Origin of the sequence: Mangrovivirga cuniculi, assembly GCF_005166025.1 — a bacterium.
GTDB classification, from domain to species: Bacteria; Bacteroidota; Bacteroidia; order Cytophagales; family Cyclobacteriaceae; genus Mangrovivirga; species Mangrovivirga cuniculi.
In genome coordinates, this window is sequence record NZ_CP028923.1 from 2,303,871 (window position 1) to 2,326,121 (window position 22,251).

At 34.6% G+C, this 22,251-nt stretch carries 25 protein-coding genes; 8 read left to right on the forward strand and 17 right to left on the reverse strand.

The window, feature by feature from the left end:
• The first annotated feature begins 1 nt into the window (after nucleotide 1).
• Nucleotides 2-1,273, forward strand: a complete 1,272-nt coding sequence (locus DCC35_RS10075; protein ID WP_137090672.1) for a BamA/TamA family outer membrane protein — start codon at nucleotides 2-4, stop codon at nucleotides 1,271-1,273.
• Here DCC35_RS10075 and DCC35_RS10080 read toward each other — a convergent pair.
• Nucleotides 1,270-1,539 carry a hypothetical protein gene (locus DCC35_RS10080; protein WP_137090673.1) on the reverse strand — a complete coding sequence of 90 codons (270 nt, stop codon included), beginning with the start codon at nucleotides 1,537-1,539 and terminating at the stop codon, nucleotides 1,270-1,272. The two genes, DCC35_RS10075 and DCC35_RS10080, sit on opposite strands and share 4 nt — an antisense overlap.
• A gap of 304 nt (nucleotides 1,540-1,843) precedes the next feature.
• Between DCC35_RS10080 and DCC35_RS10085 the strand changes: the two genes are divergently transcribed.
• A complete protein-coding gene (locus DCC35_RS10085) occupies nucleotides 1,844-2,344 on the forward strand; it encodes a hypothetical protein (RefSeq protein WP_137090674.1) in 501 nt (166 codons plus the stop codon).
• On the opposite strand, the gene DCC35_RS10090 is transcribed toward DCC35_RS10085, so the two are convergent.
• From DCC35_RS10090 to DCC35_RS10140, 12 genes are all read right to left on the reverse strand, one after another.
• On the reverse strand, nucleotides 2,335-2,658 hold the full coding sequence (locus DCC35_RS10090; RefSeq protein ID WP_137090675.1) for a DUF5522 domain-containing protein: 324 nt from the start codon (nucleotides 2,656-2,658) through the stop codon (nucleotides 2,335-2,337). The genes DCC35_RS10085 and DCC35_RS10090 overlap by 10 nt on opposite strands.
• Nucleotides 2,659-2,699: 41 nt before the next feature.
• Nucleotides 2,700-3,527 carry a DUF4249 family protein gene (locus DCC35_RS10095; RefSeq protein WP_137090676.1) on the reverse strand — a complete coding sequence of 276 codons (828 nt, stop codon included), beginning with the start codon at nucleotides 3,525-3,527 and terminating at the stop codon, nucleotides 2,700-2,702.
• Between the two features lies 1 nt (nucleotide 3,528).
• Complete coding sequence (locus DCC35_RS10100; RefSeq protein WP_137090677.1) at nucleotides 3,529-5,826, reverse strand: TonB-dependent receptor; 2,298 nt, start codon at nucleotides 5,824-5,826, stop codon at nucleotides 3,529-3,531.
• Between the two features lie 112 nt (nucleotides 5,827-5,938).
• Complete coding sequence (locus tag DCC35_RS10105; protein WP_137090678.1) at nucleotides 5,939-6,418, reverse strand: thioredoxin family protein; 480 nt, start codon at nucleotides 6,416-6,418, stop codon at nucleotides 5,939-5,941.
• A gap of 55 nt (nucleotides 6,419-6,473) precedes the next feature.
• Nucleotides 6,474-6,836 (reverse strand): Hpt domain-containing protein, encoded by a 363-nt coding sequence (locus DCC35_RS10110; protein WP_137090679.1) that lies wholly within the window; start codon nucleotides 6,834-6,836, stop codon nucleotides 6,474-6,476.
• 42 nt (nucleotides 6,837-6,878) lie between these two features.
• Entirely contained in the window at nucleotides 6,879-7,745 is an 867-nt protein-coding gene (locus tag DCC35_RS10115; protein WP_137090680.1) for a metal ABC transporter permease, read from the reverse strand.
• Complete coding sequence (locus tag DCC35_RS10120; protein ID WP_137090681.1) at nucleotides 7,745-9,040, reverse strand: metal ABC transporter permease; 1,296 nt, start codon at nucleotides 9,038-9,040, stop codon at nucleotides 7,745-7,747. Before DCC35_RS10120 ends, DCC35_RS10115 begins: the two co-directional genes overlap by 1 nt.
• Nucleotides 9,041-9,044: 4 nt before the next feature.
• Entirely contained in the window at nucleotides 9,045-9,821 is a 777-nt protein-coding gene (locus DCC35_RS10125) for a metal ABC transporter ATP-binding protein (protein ID WP_137090682.1), read from the reverse strand.
• The gene (locus DCC35_RS10130; protein ID WP_246070201.1) at nucleotides 9,818-10,510 is read right to left on the reverse strand and encodes a metal ABC transporter solute-binding protein, Zn/Mn family; all 693 of its coding nucleotides are present in this window, start codon (nucleotides 10,508-10,510) and stop codon (nucleotides 9,818-9,820) included. Before DCC35_RS10130 ends, DCC35_RS10125 begins: the two co-directional genes overlap by 4 nt.
• Nucleotides 10,507-10,734 carry a metal ABC transporter substrate-binding protein gene (locus DCC35_RS21235; RefSeq protein ID WP_246070202.1) on the reverse strand — a complete coding sequence of 76 codons (228 nt, stop codon included), beginning with the start codon at nucleotides 10,732-10,734 and terminating at the stop codon, nucleotides 10,507-10,509. The genes DCC35_RS10130 and DCC35_RS21235 overlap by 4 nt, the downstream gene beginning before the upstream one ends.
• Nucleotides 10,719-11,375, reverse strand: a complete 657-nt coding sequence (locus tag DCC35_RS10135) for a metal-dependent transcriptional regulator (RefSeq protein WP_137090683.1) — start codon at nucleotides 11,373-11,375, stop codon at nucleotides 10,719-10,721. The genes DCC35_RS21235 and DCC35_RS10135 overlap by 16 nt, the downstream gene beginning before the upstream one ends.
• A gap of 129 nt (nucleotides 11,376-11,504) precedes the next feature.
• The gene (locus DCC35_RS10140; protein WP_137090684.1) at nucleotides 11,505-12,593 is read right to left on the reverse strand and encodes a glycosyltransferase family protein; all 1,089 of its coding nucleotides are present in this window, start codon (nucleotides 12,591-12,593) and stop codon (nucleotides 11,505-11,507) included.
• An 18-nt stretch (nucleotides 12,594-12,611) separates the two neighbouring features.
• On the opposite strand from DCC35_RS10140, the gene DCC35_RS10145 reads away from it, so the two are divergent.
• Both DCC35_RS10145 and DCC35_RS10150 read left to right on the forward strand, forming a co-directional pair.
• Nucleotides 12,612-13,427: a 2,3,4,5-tetrahydropyridine-2,6-dicarboxylate N-succinyltransferase gene (locus DCC35_RS10145; RefSeq protein ID WP_137090685.1), complete on the forward strand. Its 816-nt coding sequence runs from the start codon at nucleotides 12,612-12,614 to the stop codon at nucleotides 13,425-13,427.
• A 152-nt stretch (nucleotides 13,428-13,579) separates the two neighbouring features.
• Nucleotides 13,580-15,253 (forward strand): DEAD/DEAH box helicase, encoded by a 1,674-nt coding sequence (locus tag DCC35_RS10150; RefSeq protein ID WP_137090686.1) that lies wholly within the window; start codon nucleotides 13,580-13,582, stop codon nucleotides 15,251-15,253.
• A 42-nt stretch (nucleotides 15,254-15,295) separates the two neighbouring features.
• On the opposite strand, the gene DCC35_RS10155 is transcribed toward DCC35_RS10150, so the two are convergent.
• From DCC35_RS10155 to DCC35_RS10160, 3 genes are all read right to left on the reverse strand, one after another.
• On the reverse strand, nucleotides 15,296-16,135 hold the full coding sequence (locus tag DCC35_RS10155) for a prephenate dehydrogenase (RefSeq protein ID WP_137090687.1): 840 nt from the start codon (nucleotides 16,133-16,135) through the stop codon (nucleotides 15,296-15,298).
• A gap of 61 nt (nucleotides 16,136-16,196) precedes the next feature.
• Entirely contained in the window at nucleotides 16,197-16,400 is a 204-nt protein-coding gene (locus tag DCC35_RS20890; protein WP_217495943.1) for a hypothetical protein, read from the reverse strand.
• A 2-nt stretch (nucleotides 16,401-16,402) separates the two neighbouring features.
• Nucleotides 16,403-17,311: a pyridoxal phosphate-dependent aminotransferase gene (locus DCC35_RS10160; protein WP_217495944.1), complete on the reverse strand. Its 909-nt coding sequence runs from the start codon at nucleotides 17,309-17,311 to the stop codon at nucleotides 16,403-16,405.
• A gap of 372 nt (nucleotides 17,312-17,683) precedes the next feature.
• On the opposite strand from DCC35_RS10160, the gene DCC35_RS21830 reads away from it, so the two are divergent.
• The 4 genes from DCC35_RS21830 to DCC35_RS10170 are packed head-to-tail and all read left to right on the forward strand — an operon-like array spanning nucleotide 17,684 to nucleotide 20,983.
• Nucleotides 17,684-17,947 (forward strand): AAA family ATPase, encoded by a 264-nt coding sequence (locus DCC35_RS21830; protein ID WP_317129009.1) that lies wholly within the window; start codon nucleotides 17,684-17,686, stop codon nucleotides 17,945-17,947.
• Between the two features lie 11 nt (nucleotides 17,948-17,958).
• A complete protein-coding gene (pta, locus tag DCC35_RS10165; protein WP_317129020.1) occupies nucleotides 17,959-19,776 on the forward strand; it encodes a phosphate acetyltransferase in 1,818 nt (605 codons plus the stop codon).
• A complete protein-coding gene (locus DCC35_RS21500; protein ID WP_262710384.1) occupies nucleotides 19,776-19,949 on the forward strand; it encodes a hypothetical protein in 174 nt (57 codons plus the stop codon). Before pta ends, DCC35_RS21500 begins: the two co-directional genes overlap by 1 nt.
• A gap of 53 nt (nucleotides 19,950-20,002) precedes the next feature.
• Nucleotides 20,003-20,983, forward strand: coding sequence for an acetate/propionate family kinase (locus DCC35_RS10170; protein ID WP_262710385.1), 981 nt, complete (start codon nucleotides 20,003-20,005; stop codon nucleotides 20,981-20,983).
• Between the two features lie 3 nt (nucleotides 20,984-20,986).
• Here DCC35_RS10170 and DCC35_RS10175 read toward each other — a convergent pair whose 3' ends face one another.
• The gene (locus DCC35_RS10175) at nucleotides 20,987-22,123 is read right to left on the reverse strand and encodes a sensor histidine kinase (protein WP_137090688.1); all 1,137 of its coding nucleotides are present in this window, start codon (nucleotides 22,121-22,123) and stop codon (nucleotides 20,987-20,989) included.
• Nucleotides 22,124-22,251: the final 128 nt, after the last annotated feature.

Genomic DNA, 22,251 nt, shown 5'->3' on the forward strand with positions numbered 1-22,251 from the left:
AATGAATAAAGTAAACTTCGCTGGTCAATTATTAATAGTAATGTTGATCACATTGATTTGTGGATGTCCTGCTTTGGCTCAAAATCAGGATACAACATCAACTTCCCGGGATAGTGAATTGAAGCAAGGTAAATTATATATTACTCCCTTACCTGCAATTGCATCAAACCCTACTTCCGGTTTTATTTATGGTGTGGCTGCTTCTGCCGGAATGTATCTCGGAGAGCCAGATGATACTCGAATTTCTTCTGCGTTCCTTGCCTTTACTTATTCTACAAAAGAACAACTGGCGCTAATATTAAAGAGTAATGTCTTTTCAAATAAAGAAAAATGGAATCTTCTGGGTGATTGGAGATATTTGGTCACAAATCAACCTACTTATGGTTTAGGTACCGGGCCTCAAAGCGCTAAACCTATAGGAGAGGGGATAGAAATAAATGGTGTGAAAGGGCGACCAGATCTTGATGATCAATTAATGTATTTTAATTTATTGAGGTTCCATGAAACTGCATTTAGAAAGGTAAAGAATAATTTTTATCTGGGGCTAGGATATCATTTGGACTATCACTTTAATATAGATGATGTAGAACTCGATTTGAGTACTAATGATGGTGATGGAGTGAAATATACAAGCCATTATAAATATAGTGTAGAGAACGGTTTTGATCCGGAAAAATACATATTATCTGGAGTTAGTTTAAATGCAGCATATGATAGCAGAGATAATGCAATTAACCCTTATTCGGGTATGTATTCTTTACTTACTTTTAGGATTAATCCCACATTTTTAGGGAGCGATGCTAATTCAACCAGTCTTTGGGCAGAATTTCGTGATTATTACAATCTATCAAAGAATAGGCCTCGGCATTTGATTGCCTTATGGGCTTTTACACATATTCAAACAAGTGGAACACATCCATATATGAATTTACCTGCAATTGGCTGGGATGTTTATGGCAGATCAGGAAGAGCATATACTCAGGGGAGATTCAGGGGAGAAAAGATTGGTTATGCAGAGCTGGAGTACAGAGTTCCGCTTCCTCCTATAATTAAAAAATATCCTGAATTATTTGGCTTAGTTGCTTTCGTTAATGCAACAACGGCAAGTAGTAAGCCTGCTGGTATCAAATTTATGGAATACATTGATCCGGCTGCGGGCGTAGGCTTGAGATTTATGCTAAATACCAAAAGCAGAGCTAATGTCACCATCGATTACGCCTGGGGCAGGTATGGAGAAAGAGGACTTTATTTCAATTTGAATGAAACATTTTAAACCATATACAGGTCATCATATCGATATATCTGTTTTTGAAGTTTCCATTTGATCCAGGCAAGAACCTCATGATGTTTCTCATTTTCCAGTAAAGTGGTTTCGAGTACTTCTAGTAAATGATCGAACTGGTCATTTGTTATCTGCATTGAGCCGCCTCTCTTAGGGTCTATGATATAGTGATAGAAATCATAGCCTTTCTTTTTATCATAATCTACAAGCTTTATTAATAGTAGATATTCACTTTTCCAGCAATTAATTTGAACCATAACTATCTGTTTTTTGCAAATTTGATGATTGAATATTAATAAACAGAAAATCGAATGTTGTGAAAACTTTATTAATTAACCTCAATTATTAATTATTTCTTTCTTAAATAAGAATCAATTATAAACCCTCTTTTATTAAGTATACTTAATATTTGTTTTTGTCGTGCTTTAATAAATTCCATTTAGATTCTATAATGCAGTAATTATATCGTAAATTATGAAGCTAATATTTATAAATACTTTGATTACAGGTTATAAAATCCTTATAAACTGTATCTTTAGAGTAAAGACGTTGATAAACTAAATGGGAAGTATCAGATTTTTTAGGACACAGAATGGGTTTTGCTATTTAAATGATGAAGAGATAATAGTCTCAGATAAGGATAGCGCCAGTATTATTCTTGCTAATGATTTTAAACTAACAAAGACATTCAATTTACTTTTCTATGGTGTTTTCTCTGTAGGTATGCTTTTTCTGGCCTATGAATTTTATAAAAATGGGAAATTAATACCAGTTGGAATATTTACTATGGTCAGCATATACTTTGCTTATGGGCTTTTTGACTGCATAATAAATGTTTCTATAAAAAAGATTCAAAAGAAAAATATCAGTCATGTTTCCTTCCACAAAGGGATAGCCGGTCTTACCAGGTCTAAATTCGTAGTCCATTTTATTGATGGAGAAGATAAGGAGCGAAAACGAAATATTTATTTAGCTGATACCCTATTCAATATGACTGATTATAATCCGGTCATCGAACTTTTGAAGGATGCAGGGTATCTTGATGAGGATGATCAATTATAAGGACAATGTCTGCAATTGTTCTTGCAGCAATATCCTTTTTTCAAATGAAAATATTCTGTAAAAACCATTAATCCATTTTCAAGATAATAGTCTAAATTTTCTAAAAGTTTTTTCTTATTCCATTTAGGATCTTTAAGGATATTGTCTATCTGACCGGCTTTTATTAGCTCTATTTTTAGTTCTAATTCTTCTTTAGAGCATTTTCCACAAGTATTTGATTCTGATTTCAATTCTTCTTTAATATCGTTTACTAGATAATTTTGAGAATCTGTAATTAAATAACTACCACACCTACTACAAACTTGATTAGTCATTAGCGACAATAAATATTTGCTTCAAAAGTATCTAATAATTTTTATTCCAACCTAATTAATTCAATATCCGGTTGAAACAAAGTAAAAAAACCAAGACCATTTATCACATTACTATTATAATTGATAGGTTCAGACAATTCATCAATTAAGATTAATCTTTGACTATCTTTTTGTTTTAAATAATCAAAATAATTTTTTTCAATATTAGATAGAGATACTAATATGGTATCTTCTGAGGCAAAGTCTTCAAAAGGAATGATAAAAGAACTGGAAATAATATGTTCAGATGAATCTGTATTGTCTTCAATTAGTTCAACATAAGGAGATTTAAGCAAGTAATAATCTGAAGTTACCCGCTGAACATTTATCATATAAAAATTTTTACCCAACGGATCGTTAATTGTATATTCAATATTAAGAAGAGTATCAAATTCTGTGTATAGCAATGAAGTTTCAAGTTCTGAAAAACTAATTTTTTCCATTAAAATAGAATTAGCTTTAACAGTATCACTAGTATAAGGATCCGGAAAGCTTAATTTGTATTCGTTACCAGGTTTTCCCGGGATTTCAGGATTAAAGTAAATCCCGTCAACATATTCCGTTAGAAGAAATTGCTGTTCATCAGTTGTTATTGTGATTTCTAAATCTTCTATTAAAAGTGATTCGATAAGTGAATCAATATTGTCATTTGAAACCCTGGATTCAACTGTAAAGTTTTGAGTTACTATCAGATTGAGAAAAGTTCCATCGAAATTAACTGTCGTAATTACTGGTTGTTTTTTAAGAGGTGGTATATTGTCCACCTCCAGCGGTTCTGGTAAACAACCCTGAATTAAAATTATTGATATGATGAAAATTAATATTCTCATTTCAAAATGTTGCGTTAAAAGTTAATGATGGTAGAAAACCCAATAGCCCTGGCTGTTCATATTTATACTTTTCACTTTTTGTATCATAAACTACATCTATTGCGACCGGAGAAGTCCTGTTGTAGACATTATAAAGATTTAATTTAACCGACCAATCAAATTTATGCTTAGTTTCATGATCATATGTTAAGCTCAGGTCTAACCTGTGACTATCATTTAGTTTGACACTGTTTCTATCGGGATATTGAGGTGTAAGGCTAACTCCTGTCGAGGAAGAATTTACCATTGCATAATATCCCAGGATAGGAGTAAAGCGTGCACCACTTAAGTATTCCCATAGTACTGAGACCGACCATCTTTCATTAAATGTATATTGATTTAACAAAATCAAATTATGCCGACGATCATATCTTGATCGGAAAGTTTTGCCTTTATTAATCTCATCGAAATTTCTATTAGACCAGGATAATGTATAGGATAAATTGCCCAGCCATTTCCCTTCATTTTTTTGAACAAACAATTCCCATCCATACGAATACCCAATACCCTGAATCAATTTTGATTCAAAATCATTGCTTAATGTTAAATTAGTTCCTTCCTCAAATTCTATGAGATTTTTCATGTACTTATAAAATACTCCGGACTTTACTATAAACGGTAGACTCTCAGGATTCCATGTCGCTCCCAGAGTGAATTGATCTGATTTCTGAGGTTTAATTGATTTGGTAACAGGATACCATAAATCAGTTGGTAAAGTGAATGCATTGCTCGAAACCCGATGTAGATACTGAACCATTCTGGAATATGACAGGTTCAATGTGATTTTATTATTAACGAGATAGTTAAGACTAAATCTTGGCTCGGGATTAAAATAGAATATGTTTTTAGATAATATAATATTGCTTAACCTTAATCCCAGATCAACTTTTAGCCTGTTAAATCTGTATTCACCTGTACCGTAAACCGACCATTCCGGTACTTCTCTTGATTTGCCGTTTGAAGAAGGGATAAAGTCAGAAATTTCTCCTGAAGTGTTTAATAAATTTGGTGATATATCATGATTGATTATTTCATAGCCAAATTCTGTTTTTATTTTATTATTGAATGAATAAATCAGATTATGTTTAATTCCATATTCTTTGATATCTGAGACAGCTGAAAGTGAGTTATCTTCAAATTGACTATTAATTTTATATTTGAACTCAGTATAATATATATTAAGTATACTGAATAATTTTTGATTTAGATCACCTTTGATTGATAGGGTATGTGTGAAATTTTGAAGAACAAAATCAGTTTTATTAGTTGATGATGTATCATTTCTGTTTCTTCTTAAGTTCATAATATCTTCGCCCATATAAAAATGATACTGAGCAGAGAATCTTTTATTTATATTAAAATCAAGCTGAGCATTAACATCGGTGAAATAATAAGGTACCTCTGATGAAAATGCTTTGGCTAATTGATCGATATAAGTTCTTCTTACAGCACCCATAAAACTTAATTTCTTTTTAATTACCGGTCCTTCAGCTTTTAAAGAAGTTGAAACGGTGCCAACATTGAGATTATAATTCCATTCTGATGTATCTGATTTCTTTGAGTTTATGGCAATTATTGAAGAAAGTCTTCCCCCATAATTAGCCGGGAAGCCTCCGGTGTGCATCGTTACATCACCCAACACATCAGGGTTGAAAACGGAAAGAAATCCAAATAGGTGACCGGTTATAAAAACTGGGGCTCCGTTAAAAATTATTAGGTTTTGGTCAGCATCACCGCCTCTGACAAAAAGATCAGGAGACCCTTCAATTCCTTTAACTGTACCGGGTAGAATAGTTAATGATTTTATGATGTCGGCTTCTCCCGAAATACTAGGAAGATTTTTGATTTGCTGAGCATTGATTGAGTATTGATTATTGGAAATTGTGTTTATAAACTGTTTTTTATTTATCCTGTCAGCAATGACCGAAATCTCTTCAAGATTTGTGTTTAAGGGTTCCAGGTATATATTGATATCTTTTCTCTTTATTAAATCCTTTATCACTAATAACTTTCTGGAATATCCAATTGATGATATTATAATTGAATCTTCGGGAGACTCGAACTCCAGTTTAAAATCACCATTTAAGTCACTTGTCGTTCCTTTTTCAGATTTTATTAAGCGAATATGTGTATAAGGTACAGGAGTATTGGAGTTTTTGTCAATTATTTTACCTTTTACAAAAGATTCCTGAGCATACAATAAAGAATTGATGCCGGATAAGATAATTACAAAAATGAGGAAGCGACCAATGTATCCCATTCGTAAAGATTTAAAAGTAAAAGGTCAGGCATAAAGGTTAGGTCTTATTAATAATTTAACACAAAAAAAGGGCAACTGATAACAGCTACCCTTATATATTTTTATTGGACTTTTAATTACTTCCTTGTTGTGGATTGTTCTGACCTAATTTCATTTCGTCAAGCTTTTTCAAAACATCCATGAATTCATTAGCCTTTCTGAATCCCGGGACAGGAAATATAGTTGTCATTTTTTCGTCCATGAAAACAATAGTAGGATATGAATTTACCTTAAAAGATCTAGCAAGACCAACACCACTGGCTTGTTGGCCCATAAAATTGAACGTTTCCTGGCTTTCGGCATCCAGTTTTACTGCGTAAAAGTTTTCATTGACGTATTCTACAACATCAGGATCAGAAAATGTTTTCTTATCCATTACTTTACACCATCCACACCAATCAGTATAGACGTCAAAGAATATTTTTCTGGGTTCTTCTTTTACTTTAGCCTCAAGTTGTTCCGGAGTGAGCCAGTTTATTTCTGTATCCTGAGCAAAAAGGCTATTTATATTAAAAGTAATTGTTATTGCAAATAGACTAAATAGTATTTTCATGTTATAATAATTTGTTGTTATAACGGCTATAGTTCAAAAAAGATACCAAAGAAAGTCAGATTCCCTGGAGTAAAGTAAGTTTTTTCTTGATTTCTTCAATTATTACCGGTTCTATAGCAATAATTTCTTCAATTTCTCCAATTACAGAGTCAAGTTCGCCACCATCTGCCAGGTGATCCTGTACTTTTTTTGCCAGGTCTCCAAAATGATCTGATCCAAGGGTATAAAAAGTAGGTTTTATTTTATGAACAGCTTGTTTTGAAGCTTCCGAATCCTTTTTTTCAAGAGCTGTTTTTATTTCCCTGGTAATCTTAGGTATTTCCTGAATGGAAATATTAAGGATTTCTTTTGTAAAATCAGGATCCTGATATGCTATTTTTCTTACCTGGTTTAAATCGATTAACTCTTTATCAGCCATTTAACTTTAGTTTTTTACAAATTACAAATTTTATTAAAATTCTCATTCGCTTTCTGACATTATAACCCGCTTATTATATTGATTAGAAATATAAAATACCAATAAAAAGATTGTACCACTTACTGTTATCATCGCACCTGCTACAGAAACATTGAGCAGGAATGCCAGGTAATACCCTAATATTGAAGTCATTAAGGCAATAATTGTTGTGTAAATAAGCATTTTATTAAACCTTTCTGTGATTAAATAAGCAGTGGCAGGTGGAATAATTATTAATCCAACTACTAAAACAGCACCAACAGATTCGAAACTTGAAACAGCAGTGTAACTTACAAGACCCATCAATACATAATGCCAGACAATGGGTTTTATTCCAACAGATTCTGCAAAATCAGGATTAAATGATGTAATTAGAAGTTCCTTGTAAAAACTTAATACAATAATTATTACAATCAAAGAATTTAAACCGACTATCCATAGGGCAGTGGGGCCCAAATTAAGGCCACCTTCTGTTACCCAAACATTAAAAGGAATATAAATGATCTCTCCATACAAAACACATTGCTCATCTATGTCAACATCATCTGCAAATGCAGTAAGTAAAATTATACCAATTGCAAAAAGGAAAGTAAAGCTATAACCAATTGCTGCATCGACTGGTATTTTTCCTTTTCTGGTAAATACTTCTATCATAATAGTCACAAAAACACCTATTACACCTGCACCTATCATCATGAAAATGTTTTCCCTGCTGCCGGAAAGCATAAATGCAATTACAATTCCGGGCAGAACAGCATGGGAAATTGCATCACCGATCATGGCCATTTTTCTGAGTACAAGAAAACTACCTAGAATACCGCAATTAAACGCGACAAGGAAACCAACTGTTATAATTATAAGTGCATCCATTAGATATTCTTTTTTCTAGGGATTTTAGCTTCATGTGGGTCAGCCTCAGGGTAATCAAGAAGCTTATCCAGCTTTGCCTCCAGTTCAGGAGTCAGTACATGCTCTATCGCTTCAGCATCATCATGGACATGGTCTGGAGCAATATTAAGATAGGTGGCCAGATAGGCCTCCCATAGTCTGTGTAATCGGACAATACGTTGTCCTTCTTCAACACCTTTCTTAGTAAGTTGTATTTGGTTATTTATTAAGTATTCCAAATAATTATTCTTGTATAGCTTATTTAGCTTATTAAAAAACTCTTTATTACTTAACGAATATCTTTTAGCTGCTTCATATTTATCAATGCTGCATTGAATGTTTCCTTTCTTTTCACAGATCTTATAAAGTAGTTTCAGGATATTTTCATTATGAATTTTTTGTTTGTTTTTTCTTTGATTGAACCATTTACTGATTATTCCGGTCTGAGGTGCAATTAAAAAAGATATTAGTGCGATGACACTTAATACGACAACAACCCATGGCCCTGTAGGCATTTGAGGAGCAGAGTAGGAGATAAGTACTCCAATTCCACCACCTAAACCGGCGATCAATGAAGAGATGATCAGTAATTTATTAATATTGTTGGTCCAGAACCTTCCTGCAGCAGCAGGAGTTATCACTAAAGCGGACATTAAAACCACACCTACGGCTTGTATTCCCGATACTATTGCCATTACATAGAGTCCGGTCATAATTTTATTGATCATCGAAACATTCATTCCGGAGGTATGAGCAAAATCTTCATCGAAAGAGATAATCGTAAATTCTTTTTTCATCAATAAAACGACAATAATAATTATAACAGAAAGCCCGATAAATAAATTGATATCTTTCTGAACCAGGGTCGCCGCTTTACCAAAAATAAAATCCTCTAATCCACTTTGTCCTGCATGACCTGATTGCTGAATGTAAGTCAGTAAGACAATCCCAATTCCAAAGAAAAAAGTTAATACGAACCCGATTGCCGTATCCTTGCTGATTTTAGGATGTTCCGACAATTTGACCACAAGATATTGAGAGATTATTCCCGATATAAAAGCCCCGGTTAACAAAACAGGCAATGATTTTATTTCGATTAGCATAAAAGCAATCGCCACACCCGGTAAAACTGAGTGGGAAATAGCATCTCCGATAAGTGCTTTTTTCTGTAAATAGGCAAAGCAACCGATCAGCCCGGCAGAGAAACTCAATAAAATACACCCCCATAAAACATATTGGAGATTCGGGTCTTTCAGAAATGATAGAAATTCAATCATCTGATTATTTTTCTCTTTGTGGCATTTGATTTTTACTTAATATCTGTCCGACTTCATTGAGCAGGGTTAATTTCCCTCCATATGTGTCATTGAGATTCTTTTCTATGAATACATCCTGTGTTTTTCCGCATGCTACAAGACGTTGATTTAGCATCATTACCCAATCGAAAAAATCCATTACAGTTTGAAGGTCGTGATGAACGACTATTACAGTTTTTCCCTGTTCTCCCATTTCCTTCATTAGTTCCAGTATCGCTTTTTCGGTAGAAGCATCGACCCCTGCAAAAGGTTCATCCATTAAGTATATATCTGCATCCTGAATCAATGCCCGGGCAATAAAAACCCTTTGTTGCTGCCCACCACTTAATTGAGAAATTTGTCTGTCCCGGTATTGATACATATCGACTTTCTCCAGGGCCTGTTTTGCTTTTTCTCTATCACTTTTTCCGGGATTTTTAAATAGTCCGATCTTTTTGTACCAGCCCATTAACACCACATCAAATACTGTGACCGGAAACTGCCAGTCTACCGATTCACGTTGCGGCACATAAGCAACTCTTTCACGTACTTCGTCCAGGGGTTTATCAAAGAATAGGATTCTACCACTCGCAGGCTTTAGAAGCCCCATCATTGCTTTAATTAATGTGCTTTTACCCGCACCATTAGGGCCTATAATTCCAATTATCTTTCCGGCAGGAAGATGGGCATCGATATTCCATAAAACCGGTTTACGATTATATGCAACTACCAGGTCGTGTATTTCAACTGCAGTTTTATTCATTTCAGTGAATTAACAATTGTGTTGACATTGTGTCTTACCATTCCTTCGTAAGTCCCTTCCGGAGTATCTTCTGCTCCCATTGCATCTGAAAAAAGGGTTCCCCCGATTTGAACATTATGTCCTTTCTCTTTGGATCCTTCAACTACAGCACGTAGACTTTTTTCAGAAACTGAACTTTCCACAAAAACAGCTTTAATTTTATTTTCAGTTATGTATTGGGTTAAGTTGGTTATATCTCGGATACCAGGTTCAGATCTTGTAGAAATTCCTTGTAATCCACGGACCTCGATATTGTATGCCTCACCAAAATATCCGAAAGCATCATGAGCAGTGATCATAACTCGTTGCTTTTCAGGAATAGTAGATATCGATTGCTTAACCCATGCATCTAAAGCAGTAAGGGCTGCCAGGTAATCTTTCGCATTATTGAGATAATATTGCTCGTTTTTCTCATCAGCCTTTATCAGAGTGTTTGTAACCACGTTAACGGCTTGCTTCCAAAGTGAAACATCAAACCAAATATGCGGGTCATATACGCCTCCAAAGTCTTCACTTTCTTTTAGCAGAGATTTTTTTATCCCGGAAGAAACGGCGATCACAGGTTTGGAATTGGCTATCTTTTCAAGTGTTTCCTGCATTTTTCCCTCGAGATGAAGGCCATTGTAAAATATGATCTCAGCTTCTCTCATTTTAGAAAGGTCATTTTGAGTAGCCTTATATAAATGGGGTCTACTCCGGGACCCATAAGGAATTGAGCGTTAACCTTTTCACCTCCTACATTTAAGACAATATCATAGATCATACCCGTGGTTGAAAGCACATTGATCTTATTACTGTTATCTTTTTTCTCAGTTTTACCACAGGAAAAAAGTAAGGCAGAAATAAAAAATAAAATTATTAATCGGTTACCCATATATTTTCTGATACTTCTTTTGATACATTAATTTTTTGATCTCCATCAAGTAAAAGCTGCATTGAATTATCAAATTCAAGCTTGTCTATTGCTTTAAGAGGAGTACCAATTTTTATTCCCAGTTTGCTGCAATATTGCAGAAAGGCAGGATTATCATCTGAAACAGCTACAACTATCGCTTCATTTCCTTCCTCCAGATCTTTTAATAGTATTTTGGCTTTATCTTTTATAACTCCAAATTCATCTGGGATCGGATCCCCATGAGGATCGAAGCTAGGATAGCCCAGGAATTCATCAAGGCGTTTAATTAGTAGGGGAGACTTTATATGCTCCAATTGTTCTGCAACTTCGTGAACCTCATCCCAATTAAATTTTAAATTGTTTACAAGAAAGACTTCCCAAAGCCGATGCTTTCTTATGATCTTGAGCGCTTCCTTTTTGCCATCTTCTGATATATTTACTCCTTTATATCGCCGGTATTCTACTAACTCCTTCACCGAAAGTTTTTTCAACATATCACTTACTGAAGCCGCTTTAGTTTGTAGTGATTCGGCAATTGAGTTTGTCGATACCTCATGCTCTCCACCAGAGGACAGGTGATAAATGGCTTTGAGGTAATTTTCTTCGGTGTAACTAAGCATTTACTTAATGTTGTTTCTGTAAAAATATTAATTTAGATTATCCTAAAAAAATATTTTAACATAAATAAATTTGTCAAAAATGCTTGAAATTTTTATTATAATGCTTTTTTAGATAAAAATAAAAATTATTTAAGGCATATCTAATTTAGTGAAAAAGTCTTTTAATTCATTCCTGTTTGCCAGATAGCGAGCGGTATTATATTCTTTCCCATTGAATTGCAGAATGCGATTTTTTTGAGATGCTTCAAGAGCAGTCTGGAAGTCTGTTTCAATTAGCCAGGCATCTTTAAAGTAGCTATTCCATGAAGCGTTTTTTCTTGATATAATAATTTTATGGTTTGCTGCAGCTTCAAAAAGTTTGGTAGGCAATTTCCCCTCGAATGCAGTTAAATTATGGTAAGGAGAGATTATATGCGTTGAACTAATCAACTTTTCTTGTATTAACCAATGGCTAATAGGGAATCTGGACAAGAAGAGATCGACATTCTCAACATTGTTTGTTAAGGATAACAACTCATTGAGTACTGCAATATCATGATATTGGCCGATTATTGTGAGTTTTACCTGATTATCAGAAAATGAATTTAAAAACCATTTAACTGCATCCACAGTACCATGAATTGTAGAAAGTGTACCCGAAAGGAGAAAGTGTGGTGGTTGAACATTTTTGCTTTCGGATTTGATAATAGCTTTATTTTCAAATAATAGGGAGGGTGTATGTGACGGAATATCAAATTGCTCAGAGTAAATTCTTTCAGCCAGAATTAATGCGTCAGCTTTATTAATAAGAGATCTTTCGATTTTGCCTGATACACTTAACAATTTCAATATATGGTTACCGCTTCCTTCATTTCTTACCTTTTTGTTAAGGGAGTAATTTTCTCGTATATCGTATACTAAATACGCGCCAAATATTATTTGGTATACCTTCATAACTAGCAGTGTTTCAGTATTACTAGCTATAACTATGTCAGGTTTAACTTTAATAAGTATTCTTAATATGTAAAGTAAAGCTTTAAGTCTTTTTCCAAATGAAAATTCTGCTTTAGGAATATTGAAAAAGTTTATATTTGAATAGACGGGTTTGAATTTTGATGGGAATCCAATTACGTAAATAGTATATTTGTGCACTTCTGCCAGCGTGGCTGCAATCTTGTCTGTCATCCTGGTATCGTCGACCGGTTTGGTGGTGGACGCAATAAGAATTTTTCTATTCATAGAATAAAAGTAAAAACAATGACTGAATTACAAAAAGTAATTGAAGAAGCCTGGGAAAACAGAGAGTTATTGAAAGAGCAGAAAACTCAGCAAGCGATCGAAGAAGTTATCGAAGGTTTGGATAAAGGAACTATGAGGACGGCAGAGCCTAAAGGTGAAGACTGGCAGGTAAACGACTGGATCAAAAAAGCCGTGATATTATATTTCCCAATTCGTAAAATGGAGAGGATAGAAGTAGGGCCTTTTGAATTTCATGATAAGATGATGCTCAAAAGCGATTACGATAAATTAGGTGTAAGGGTCGTTCCTCATGCAGTGGCCAGGTATGGTGCTTACATATCAAAAGGAGTTGTAATGATGCCTTCATATGTTAATATCGGAGCATATGTAGATGAAGGAACGATGGTTGATACCTGGGCAACTGTAGGAAGCTGTGCTCAAATTGGTAAAAATGTTCATCTGAGTGGTGGTGTTGGTATTGGTGGTGTACTTGAGCCGGTACAGGCTGCACCTGTAATAGTAGAAGATGGAGCTTTTATCGGTTCGAGGTGTATCCTGGTAGAAGGAGTCAAAGTAGGAAAAGAAGCAGTTCTTGGTGCAAATGTAACACTGACAGGTTCAACCAAGATTATAGATGTGACTAAAGAGGAGCCTGTTATCTATAAAGGATATGTTCCACCGAGGTCTGTTGTAATTCCGGGGTCTTATACAAAAGAATTTCCAGCCGGGAATTACCAGGTTCCAGCAGCCCTGATTATCGGGCAGAGAAAGGCTAGTACCGACCTGAAAACCTCACTGAACGATGCTTTACGTGAAAATGACGTAGCTGTTTGATAAATAATAACTTAGATAAACAGACCGGGAGGGATACCTTCCGGTTTTTTTATTTTCAATAAAATTCTGTCTTCGTAATTAATATTTGAATAAAACCTGCTATTTCATTTTAAAAATCCTATCTTTGCGCTTTAAAAAATATAAATATTCTATTGAAACAATTCATTGATCTGGGTCTTTCTCCAGTAGTTGTTCAAGCGATTGAAAAACTAGGATTTGAAGAACCCACTCCGATTCAAAAGGAAGCAATTCCTTTCTTATTAGCAAACCAAAAGGATATAACAGCGTTGGCACAGACCGGCACCGGTAAAACGGCTGCATTCGGTTTACCGTTGCTTGAGAAGGTTGATTCAACCATCTCCAACACCCAGGGCTTAATCCTTGTGCCGACGCGTGAATTGGGGCAACAGGTAGCTTCGCAACTAAAACAATTTGCTGCTTTTGCGAAAGCAGTACATATTGAAGTTGTTTACGGAGGTGCCTCAATTGAGCAGCAAATCAGAGCGCTGCGCAAAGCTCCACATATAATAATAGCAACGCCCGGAAGACTTATTGATTTGATCAACCGAAGAAAAGTTGATCTTTCAAACGTAAACTATGTAGTATTAGATGAAGCTGATGAAATGTTAAACATGGGCTTCAAAGAGGATATTGATACAATCCTTGAAACTACACCAAATGAAAAGAATACCTGGTTATTCTCTGCAACAATGTCAAAAGGTATCAGGCATATTGCATCTAACTATCTGAATAATCCTCATGAGATCAAAATTGATAGCAGGGAAACAGTAAATGAGGGAATAACTCACGCTTACATCGAAACTAATCGTGAAACCAGGGTAGATATCATTAAAAACATTCTACTTGTTGAAAACGAAACTGGTGGAATTCTTTTTTGCCGAACAAAGGCTGAATCTGAAGATGTAGGACAGGCATTACAAAATGCTGGTATACATACTGAAGTGTTACACGGTGGCTTCACTCAGGCACATCGAGATAAAGTAATGCGCAAATTCAGGGAAAAGAAAATTCAATTGTTAGTTGCTACTGATGTTGCAGCAAGAGGAATTGATGTGAAAGATATCGGATATGTATTTAATTTCGGTATTCCTGACAATATGGAGTTTTATACTCACAGAAGTGGACGTACTGCAAGAGCAGGTTCTAAAGGAACTTCAGTTGTCTTTATAGGCAGAAGAGATCGTTCAAAACTGAAAAATCTTGCCAGGAGACTGAGAATTGACTTCGAACCTTTCAAAATGCCTGATGTAAACGACATCATTCAGGAAAAATTAAGTGATTGGGTAAACGGACTTCAAAAGAAAGTAGATAAAGCTGAAAAACGCATTCCTTCAGAAATTACTGAAAATGTAGCTAAGCAGCTTAATCACTTTTCAAGAGAACAGCTTATTTCAATGCTTGTAGATACTGAATTTGGTAAAATGTATAAAGCTGTTAACAACATCGGAAAAATAAAAGAGAAAAAGAAATTCGATGATGTTAGAGGTGGAAAACGAAATGACCGAAGAAAAGATAACAAGTCTGAGAGATCAAGAAACTCAAATATGCCTTCCAGAGGTGATAAAGACTTTCCTAGATACTTTATCAACATCGGAAAGATGGACAGTATGAGTAAGAAAGATCTCGCAGTGTTTATCAGCCAGCAGGCGGGCATTCCTCAAAGAGATCTTGTTTCTATCGATATTTTCAGAACTCACTCTTATTTCTCAGTTAATAAGAAGTTTACGGATCGAATTGCGTCATCGATGCGAGGTGTAGAAGTAAACGGAAGACAATTAAGAGTAAATAGAGATAATGTTAAGTAATCTTAATATAAATTCTTTTAAAGCCCCTTTTTAGGGGCTTTTTTATTTCAATATTTTTTTAATCTCACTTGCCCTGGACATAAGTTTTATAAGTTCTTCCGAATCTTCATTTTCAAGGGCCTTCTGTATTCCTGCGAGTTGATTTTGATATTCTTTGACGGCTACTAAGAGGTTTTCTTTATTGGATAGAAAAATCGATTTCCAGGTGACAGGATTACTTTTTGCAAGCCTGACTGTTGAGGCAAATCCGGATCCACTAAGGTTGAGTATATGTTCATTATTTTTTTCGATCTCAAGTGCTGTTAAGCTCAAAGCAAAAGAAGAAACGTGTGATAAATGGGAGACATATGCCAGATGAATATCATGCTCGCCTGAAGGCATATAGATGATTTCCATTCCCAAATCAGTAAATAGGCTTTTAGCTATCAGTGCTGATCTTTTATTCGAGTTTTCGATGTCACATAATATCATTTTTTGCCCTTCAAATAAATCAGTGATTGCAGCTGCAGGGCCACTATATTCTGTACCAGCTATGGGGTGGGCCGCAACAAATCTATCCCTGTGAGGACTTTGATCAGCAGTTTCACATATGGATCTTTTTGTTGAACCGCAATCAATAATCACCTGATCCGGCCGGGATGCGGATAATAATGAAATGACCAAATGTTCAATTGCTTTCACTGGTGTAGCTAATAATATAATTTCACATTCATTGAGCAGTAATTTTATATCATCAGTTTGCTCATGAATCAAACCATATTTTAAAGCAGCAGCCAGATGCTTCTGATTAGAATCAAATCCTACTATTTTATAGTTAAGCTTTTTAAGGGCTAAACCTAATGAACCTCCGATTAGACCAAGCCCGATTATACCAATTTTCATGATTATATAGCCATTTTATTAGGTATACTTAATATTCTATTCAATGCATCATTAAATTTCTCTAATGAAGAGCAGAGAGATATCCTAATGTGGTTATTTCCTTGTTCTCCGAAGATAAATCCCGGGTTATAAATATACCCGTAGAATCGAGTATATGGTCTGAAAACGCTTCGCCATTTTTAAAAGCAGGAGGGACTTTCGCCCAAACAAACATACCAGAAGCATCTTTATCATAACTACATTCTAATTCATCAAGAATTTGCATTACTAAATGTTTTCTTTTTGATATTCCTGGTTCAGATGATCGAACCAGCTCTTAGGGTTTCTTAATGCGCGTGCTGCTGCAACCTGAACAGGAAGAAACATGCCGGAGTCCATGTTGGTCTTGAATTTCAGAATATTTGAAATATGTTCTTCATGTGTTACCATAAATCCTATTCTCCAACCTGCCATATTGTGTGATTTAGAAAGAGAGTTAAGTTCTATCAAATTCGGATGTATTCCATAAGCCTGGATAGCACTTATCGGTTTATTATTTAGGATTAATGAATATGGATTATCATTAATTATCAGAATATTGTGTTTTTCAGCTAAATCAAGAATTTTTCTGAACATTTTAAGATTACCGGAAGCTCCTGTTGGCATGTGAGGGTAATTCATAAAAATCACTTTAACAGGAAAGCTGTTTATAAGGTTTTCTAAATATACTGCATCAATTAGCCATTTATTATCTTCTTTCAGCTTGTACTTTACCGGTGTAGCTTCAGCTATTCTGGTTACAGCTTCATAAGTAGGATAGCCTGGATCAGGCACAAGCGCGATATCTCCTTTTTCAAGATAGGTCATTGCTATATGCATCAATCCTTCTTTTGAGCCTATTAGTGGTAAGACATTACTCTCTGAAATATTGCATTGAAAAAAAGTATCATAAAATTCTGATACAGCATATCTGAAATCTGGTAAACCTCGATAACTCTGATATCCGTGAGTATTCTTTTTGCCACTTTCCCTGATTAGTGAAAGAACAGCATTTTCTGGAGGAGCCATATCAGGGCTTCCAATGCCAAGGTTTAATATATCGATCCCGTTTGCCTGCTTATCTGAAAGCTGCCTGAGTTTAGTTGAAAAATAGTATTCTTTACTGCCGGATAATCTGTTTGCAATTTTAATACTCATAACATCAAAGTTTGGACATAAAAAAAAGAGGCCTTTCGGGCCTCTTTCATAAATAGTATTTTAACATATATTATCTATTACGAGAACCCAGTGGTTTCGAGAATGTAGTAATAGTAATAATATGTAGTAGTTTTCTTGTTCATTAGGTGCAATAAAAGGAATTATTATTAATTTAAAAAACAAATCATATAATTTTTAACCATTAAATTAACGATAATTTAAGTTAACAATCGTTAGGTTAGTAATTTCATAAATATTTATTTGATTTCTTTATAAATCATTAGATTGTAAAATTATAAAATTGGAGACATTTTATCAGTCATTTCGCTATTCAATTGTTATTTTTAAATAAAATAAGATCAAAAAAGCGATATGGCCGGATCTCTATATTTAACTACCTCAGAATCAGGATGTGGTAAATCACTCGTTTTACTTGGTATATCCGAGATACTCCTAAGAAAGACAAATAAGATTGGAATATTCAGACCATTTATCAGTAGAAAGGCAGGACAGCGGGATAAGAATATTGACCTGATCCTAAAGCATTTCAATCTTCAAATTAATTATGAAGATACTTATGCCTTTTATTTGGATGAGGGATTAAAGCTAATCCAGGAAGGAAAAAAGACTGGGTAATAGAAAAAGTAATAGAGAAGTTTAAGCACCTTGAGCAGAAATGCGATTTTGTAATTTGTGAGGGATCAGACTTTTCTGTTGACAGTGTTTCATTTGAATTTGATATAAATGCCACCCTGGCTAAAAATTTAGGATGCCCTGTTGTAGTAGTAGGAAAAGGAACAGGAAGAAATCTCGACGAAACATTAAATCCGTTGTTTCTAGCATATGACAGCTTTCTTGATAAAGGTTGTCGAATTATGGGGGTGATTATTAATAAGGTGTCTGAAAAGAATATTCAACCATTATTGACGAACCTCAATAATAGAATTACTGATGAATCCATAATTAAGGCTGTAATACCGAATAATAAGATATTGGAAAGTCCGACCATGAAAGAAATCGCAGAACAGCTGAATGCGGAAGTTCTTTATGGAGAAGATAATTTAGACAATCAGGCATTTCATATAACTACTGCAGCAATGCAAGTTCAAAACTTTCTTCCCAGGTTATTAGAAAATTCTCTTGTAATTACCCCGGGAGACAGGGCTGATGTTATATTAGGTGTTCTTCAGGCTCATGCATCGGTTAACTATCCAGCAGTTTCAGGAATATTATTAAGTACAGGTTTTAAGCCTGATCATTCAATAGATAAATTATTGAGAGGAGTTTCAGATTTAATTCCAATTATGTCTGTAAAAACAAATACTTTTGAAACTGTTTCTGATTATAACAAAATTCACTCATATATTACTCATGACAATGGGCTTAAAATAAAGAATAGCCTTTCAATTTTCGAGAAATATATTGATACCGATAAATTAGAAAAAGAGCTGGCGGACATAAAAATAGAAGGATTAACTCCAAAAATGTTCGAATACCAATTAATTCAAAAGGCAAAATCAGATATAAAAAGGATTGTTTTACCAGAAGGAGATGACCCGCGAGTTCTACGGGCTGCTTCAATTCTGGCAGAACGAAATATAGTTGATTTAATCTTAATTGGAGATGAGGAAGAACTCAAGCTTAAAGCCAATAAATTAGCTATTTCACTTGATTCGGAACACATTATTATAACAAACCCGAAAATAAATGCTAAAACTCCACAATACATCAATAAGATTGTCGAATTGAGGAAGCATAAGGGAGTTAACCATGATATGGCCCGTGATTTAATAAACGATGTTTCCTATTTTGGTACCATGATGGTATTAGAAGGAGATGCCGATGGCATGGTAAGTGGTGCAGTACATACAACTCAACATACGATTAGACCTGCTTTACAGTTGATTAAGACTAAACCAGACTATAATGTAGTTTCGTCTGTGTTCTTTATGAGTCTGTCGGACAGGGTTTTAGTTTATGGTGACTGTGCGGTCAATCCAAATCCTGACGCTGAAGCCCTGGCTGAAATTGCTATTGCATCAGCTGAAACATCGCAAAATTTTGGAATCCAGCCTAGAGTGGCTATGCTTAGTTACAGTAGTGGCAGCAGTGGTAAGGGAGAAGAGGTTGAAAAAGTACGGAAGGCGACAGAAAACGTGAAATCAAAATTACCTGATCTGCCTATAGACGGACCCATCCAATATGATGCAGCGGTTGATGCATCTGTGGGAGCTAAAAAATTACCGGGTTCACCAGTTGCCGGCAAAGCAACCGTTTTGATTTTTCCTGATTTAAATACAGGTAATAACACTTATAAAGCAGTTCAAAGAGAAACCGGAGCGATTGCTATCGGTCCGGTGCTACAAGGACTCAATAAGCCGGTTAATGATCTTAGCAGAGGGTGTAAAGTAGATGATATAGTAAACACAGTTATAATTACAGCAATACAGGCACAAGATAAATAATGAAAATTTTAGTCTTAAATTCAGGTAGTTCATCAATAAAATATAAGCTTTTTGATATATATAATTCGTCTTATAATGTTTTAGCAGAGGGGATGGTAGACCGATTAGGTCAGGATGGTTCAGTTTTGAAATATGACAGGCGAGTAGAAGACAACATTATTTCTGAAAGTTAGAAAGAGAAATAAAAGATCATCAGGAAGGATTAAAGCAAATTTCTGATTTGTTAATGGATCCTGAGATCGGTGTTCTTAATGATTCAAAAGACTTAAATGCAATTGGGCATCGAATTGTTCATGGAGGAGAAAAGATTTCGGGTCAAATGATTATTGACCAGGAAGTCAAAAATCAAATTAAAAGTCTATTTGATCTTGCCCCATTACATAATCCTCCAAATTATACAGGTATTGAGGTATGTGAAGAGGTCTTTCCAGGTATTCCTCAAGTGGGGGTTTTTGATACTGCCTTTCATCAAACTATTCCGGAAGTTGCCTATCGTTATGCAATACCAGAATCATGGTATAAGAATTATCATATCAGAGCTTATGGTTTCCATGGAACCTCTCACAGATATGTTTCTGAAAAGGCTCGAAAATTTATAGGTGGAGAGAATTCGAAAAATATAATCACTCTTCACCTTGGTAACGGTGCCAGTATGGCTGCTATCAAAGATGGAAAATGTATTGATACTTCAATGGGGTTTTCTCCATTAGCAGGATTAATGATGGGTACCAGAAGTGGCGACCTTGATCCTTCGGTTCCGATTTACATGATAAATAATCATAATTTATCAGCAGGAGAAGTTGATAAAATTCTTAATAAAGAAAGTGGACTTTTGGGAATAGGAGGTGAAAGCGATATGAGAGATCTTGAAAAACGTATGAAATCTGGTGACCAATCAGCTTCGCTGGCTATCAATATGTACACTTATCGTATCAAGCAATACATTGGTAATTTCACAGCTATTATGAACGGCCTGGATACCCTTGTATTTACCGCTGGAGTAGGAGAGAACAGTGATTTCATTAGAAATGAAATATGTCGAAATCTTGATTATTTTGGAATAGAGTTGGATGAGAATTTAAATTCTGATAGAAGTGATGTTGTAAGGAAAATTAATTCTGAAAATAGTAAAGTGAATATTCTGATTGTTCCTACTAATGAAGAATTGGCGATAGCACAAAGAACTTATGATTTATTAGAAAATTAATTTTTATTTATCAAGTAATTCGTCTGCAGGTAATTCAACGAAAAAGGTAGTTCCTCTATTGGATCTACTGGTTACAGAGATATTACCATGTATCTTTATTAAGGCCTCTTTTACTATATATAAGCCCAGTCCAGAGCCATTATTAATATCTGAACCTCTATAGAACATATCAAAAATCTTGTCCAGGTGTCCTTTTTCTATACCTGTACCATTGTCTTCAATCTCAATAATAACCTTTTCCTGATCGGCGGATTTATATATGTCAATTTTAATATATGGTATATCACTTCGATGATATGCATGAAATTTAATTGCATTTGATATCAGGTTGTTAAGAATTATTTTTAGTCTGAGCTGATCACAATTAATAATTTTTAATTCATCTGGTATAGAAACCTGAAATTCAATTTTATCAAAGTTGTTATTGAAAGATTGATTGTCAATTATTGAATTAACAAGGTTATCAAGATTGATCTTTTCGTATTCAATTTCCTGGCGGGTGTTCCGGCTAAAATTTATTATCTCTACAATAAACTCATCAAGCTTATGAACACTTTTTTCCATTAATTGCAGATACTGAATCATCTGATTATCTTTTGTGTCTAATTTAGCTACATTAATCAGACCCAGAAGTGATTTTAGCGGTGCACTTAAATCATGGGAGGCACTATATACAAACCTGTCAAGCTCCTGGTTTGTTTTTTGCAATTCATGATATTGCTTAGTTAATAATTTATCAGCTTCTTTTTTAGCTTTAACAAGGTTCCATTCCCTTAAAGTTCTGTTTACAATCCTTGGTAATTCCTGAAAAACAGATTCTGATTTAACTACATAATCAATTGCTCCTTTTTTTATTGCTTCTACTGCAATATGTTCATCTCCCTGGCTAGTCATTAATATCACTGGAAGATCATTTTCAAAATTACCTTTTAATCTGATAAGTTCAATTCCTTCACCATCAGGAAGAAGGTAATCAGTAATTATTAAATCCAGGGAATTATTATTGATCTGATTAATAGCTGACTTTAAATCGGTCACGGTTAACACATTAAAATTCTCGGATCTCTCCAAAAATCTTTTTATCAATTCGGCATGTGCTTCTTCGTCCTCGACTAAAAGTATATTTACGGTTTCCTGCATGAGGGTGAATGAAAATAACTAATTCCTATATTCAAATATGTTGAATATTATTGAAAATAGATAGATTATGACCGTGAATTGTATTCTCCGTAGTTAATAAACGCAACACGTAGGACTAATTGACGTTT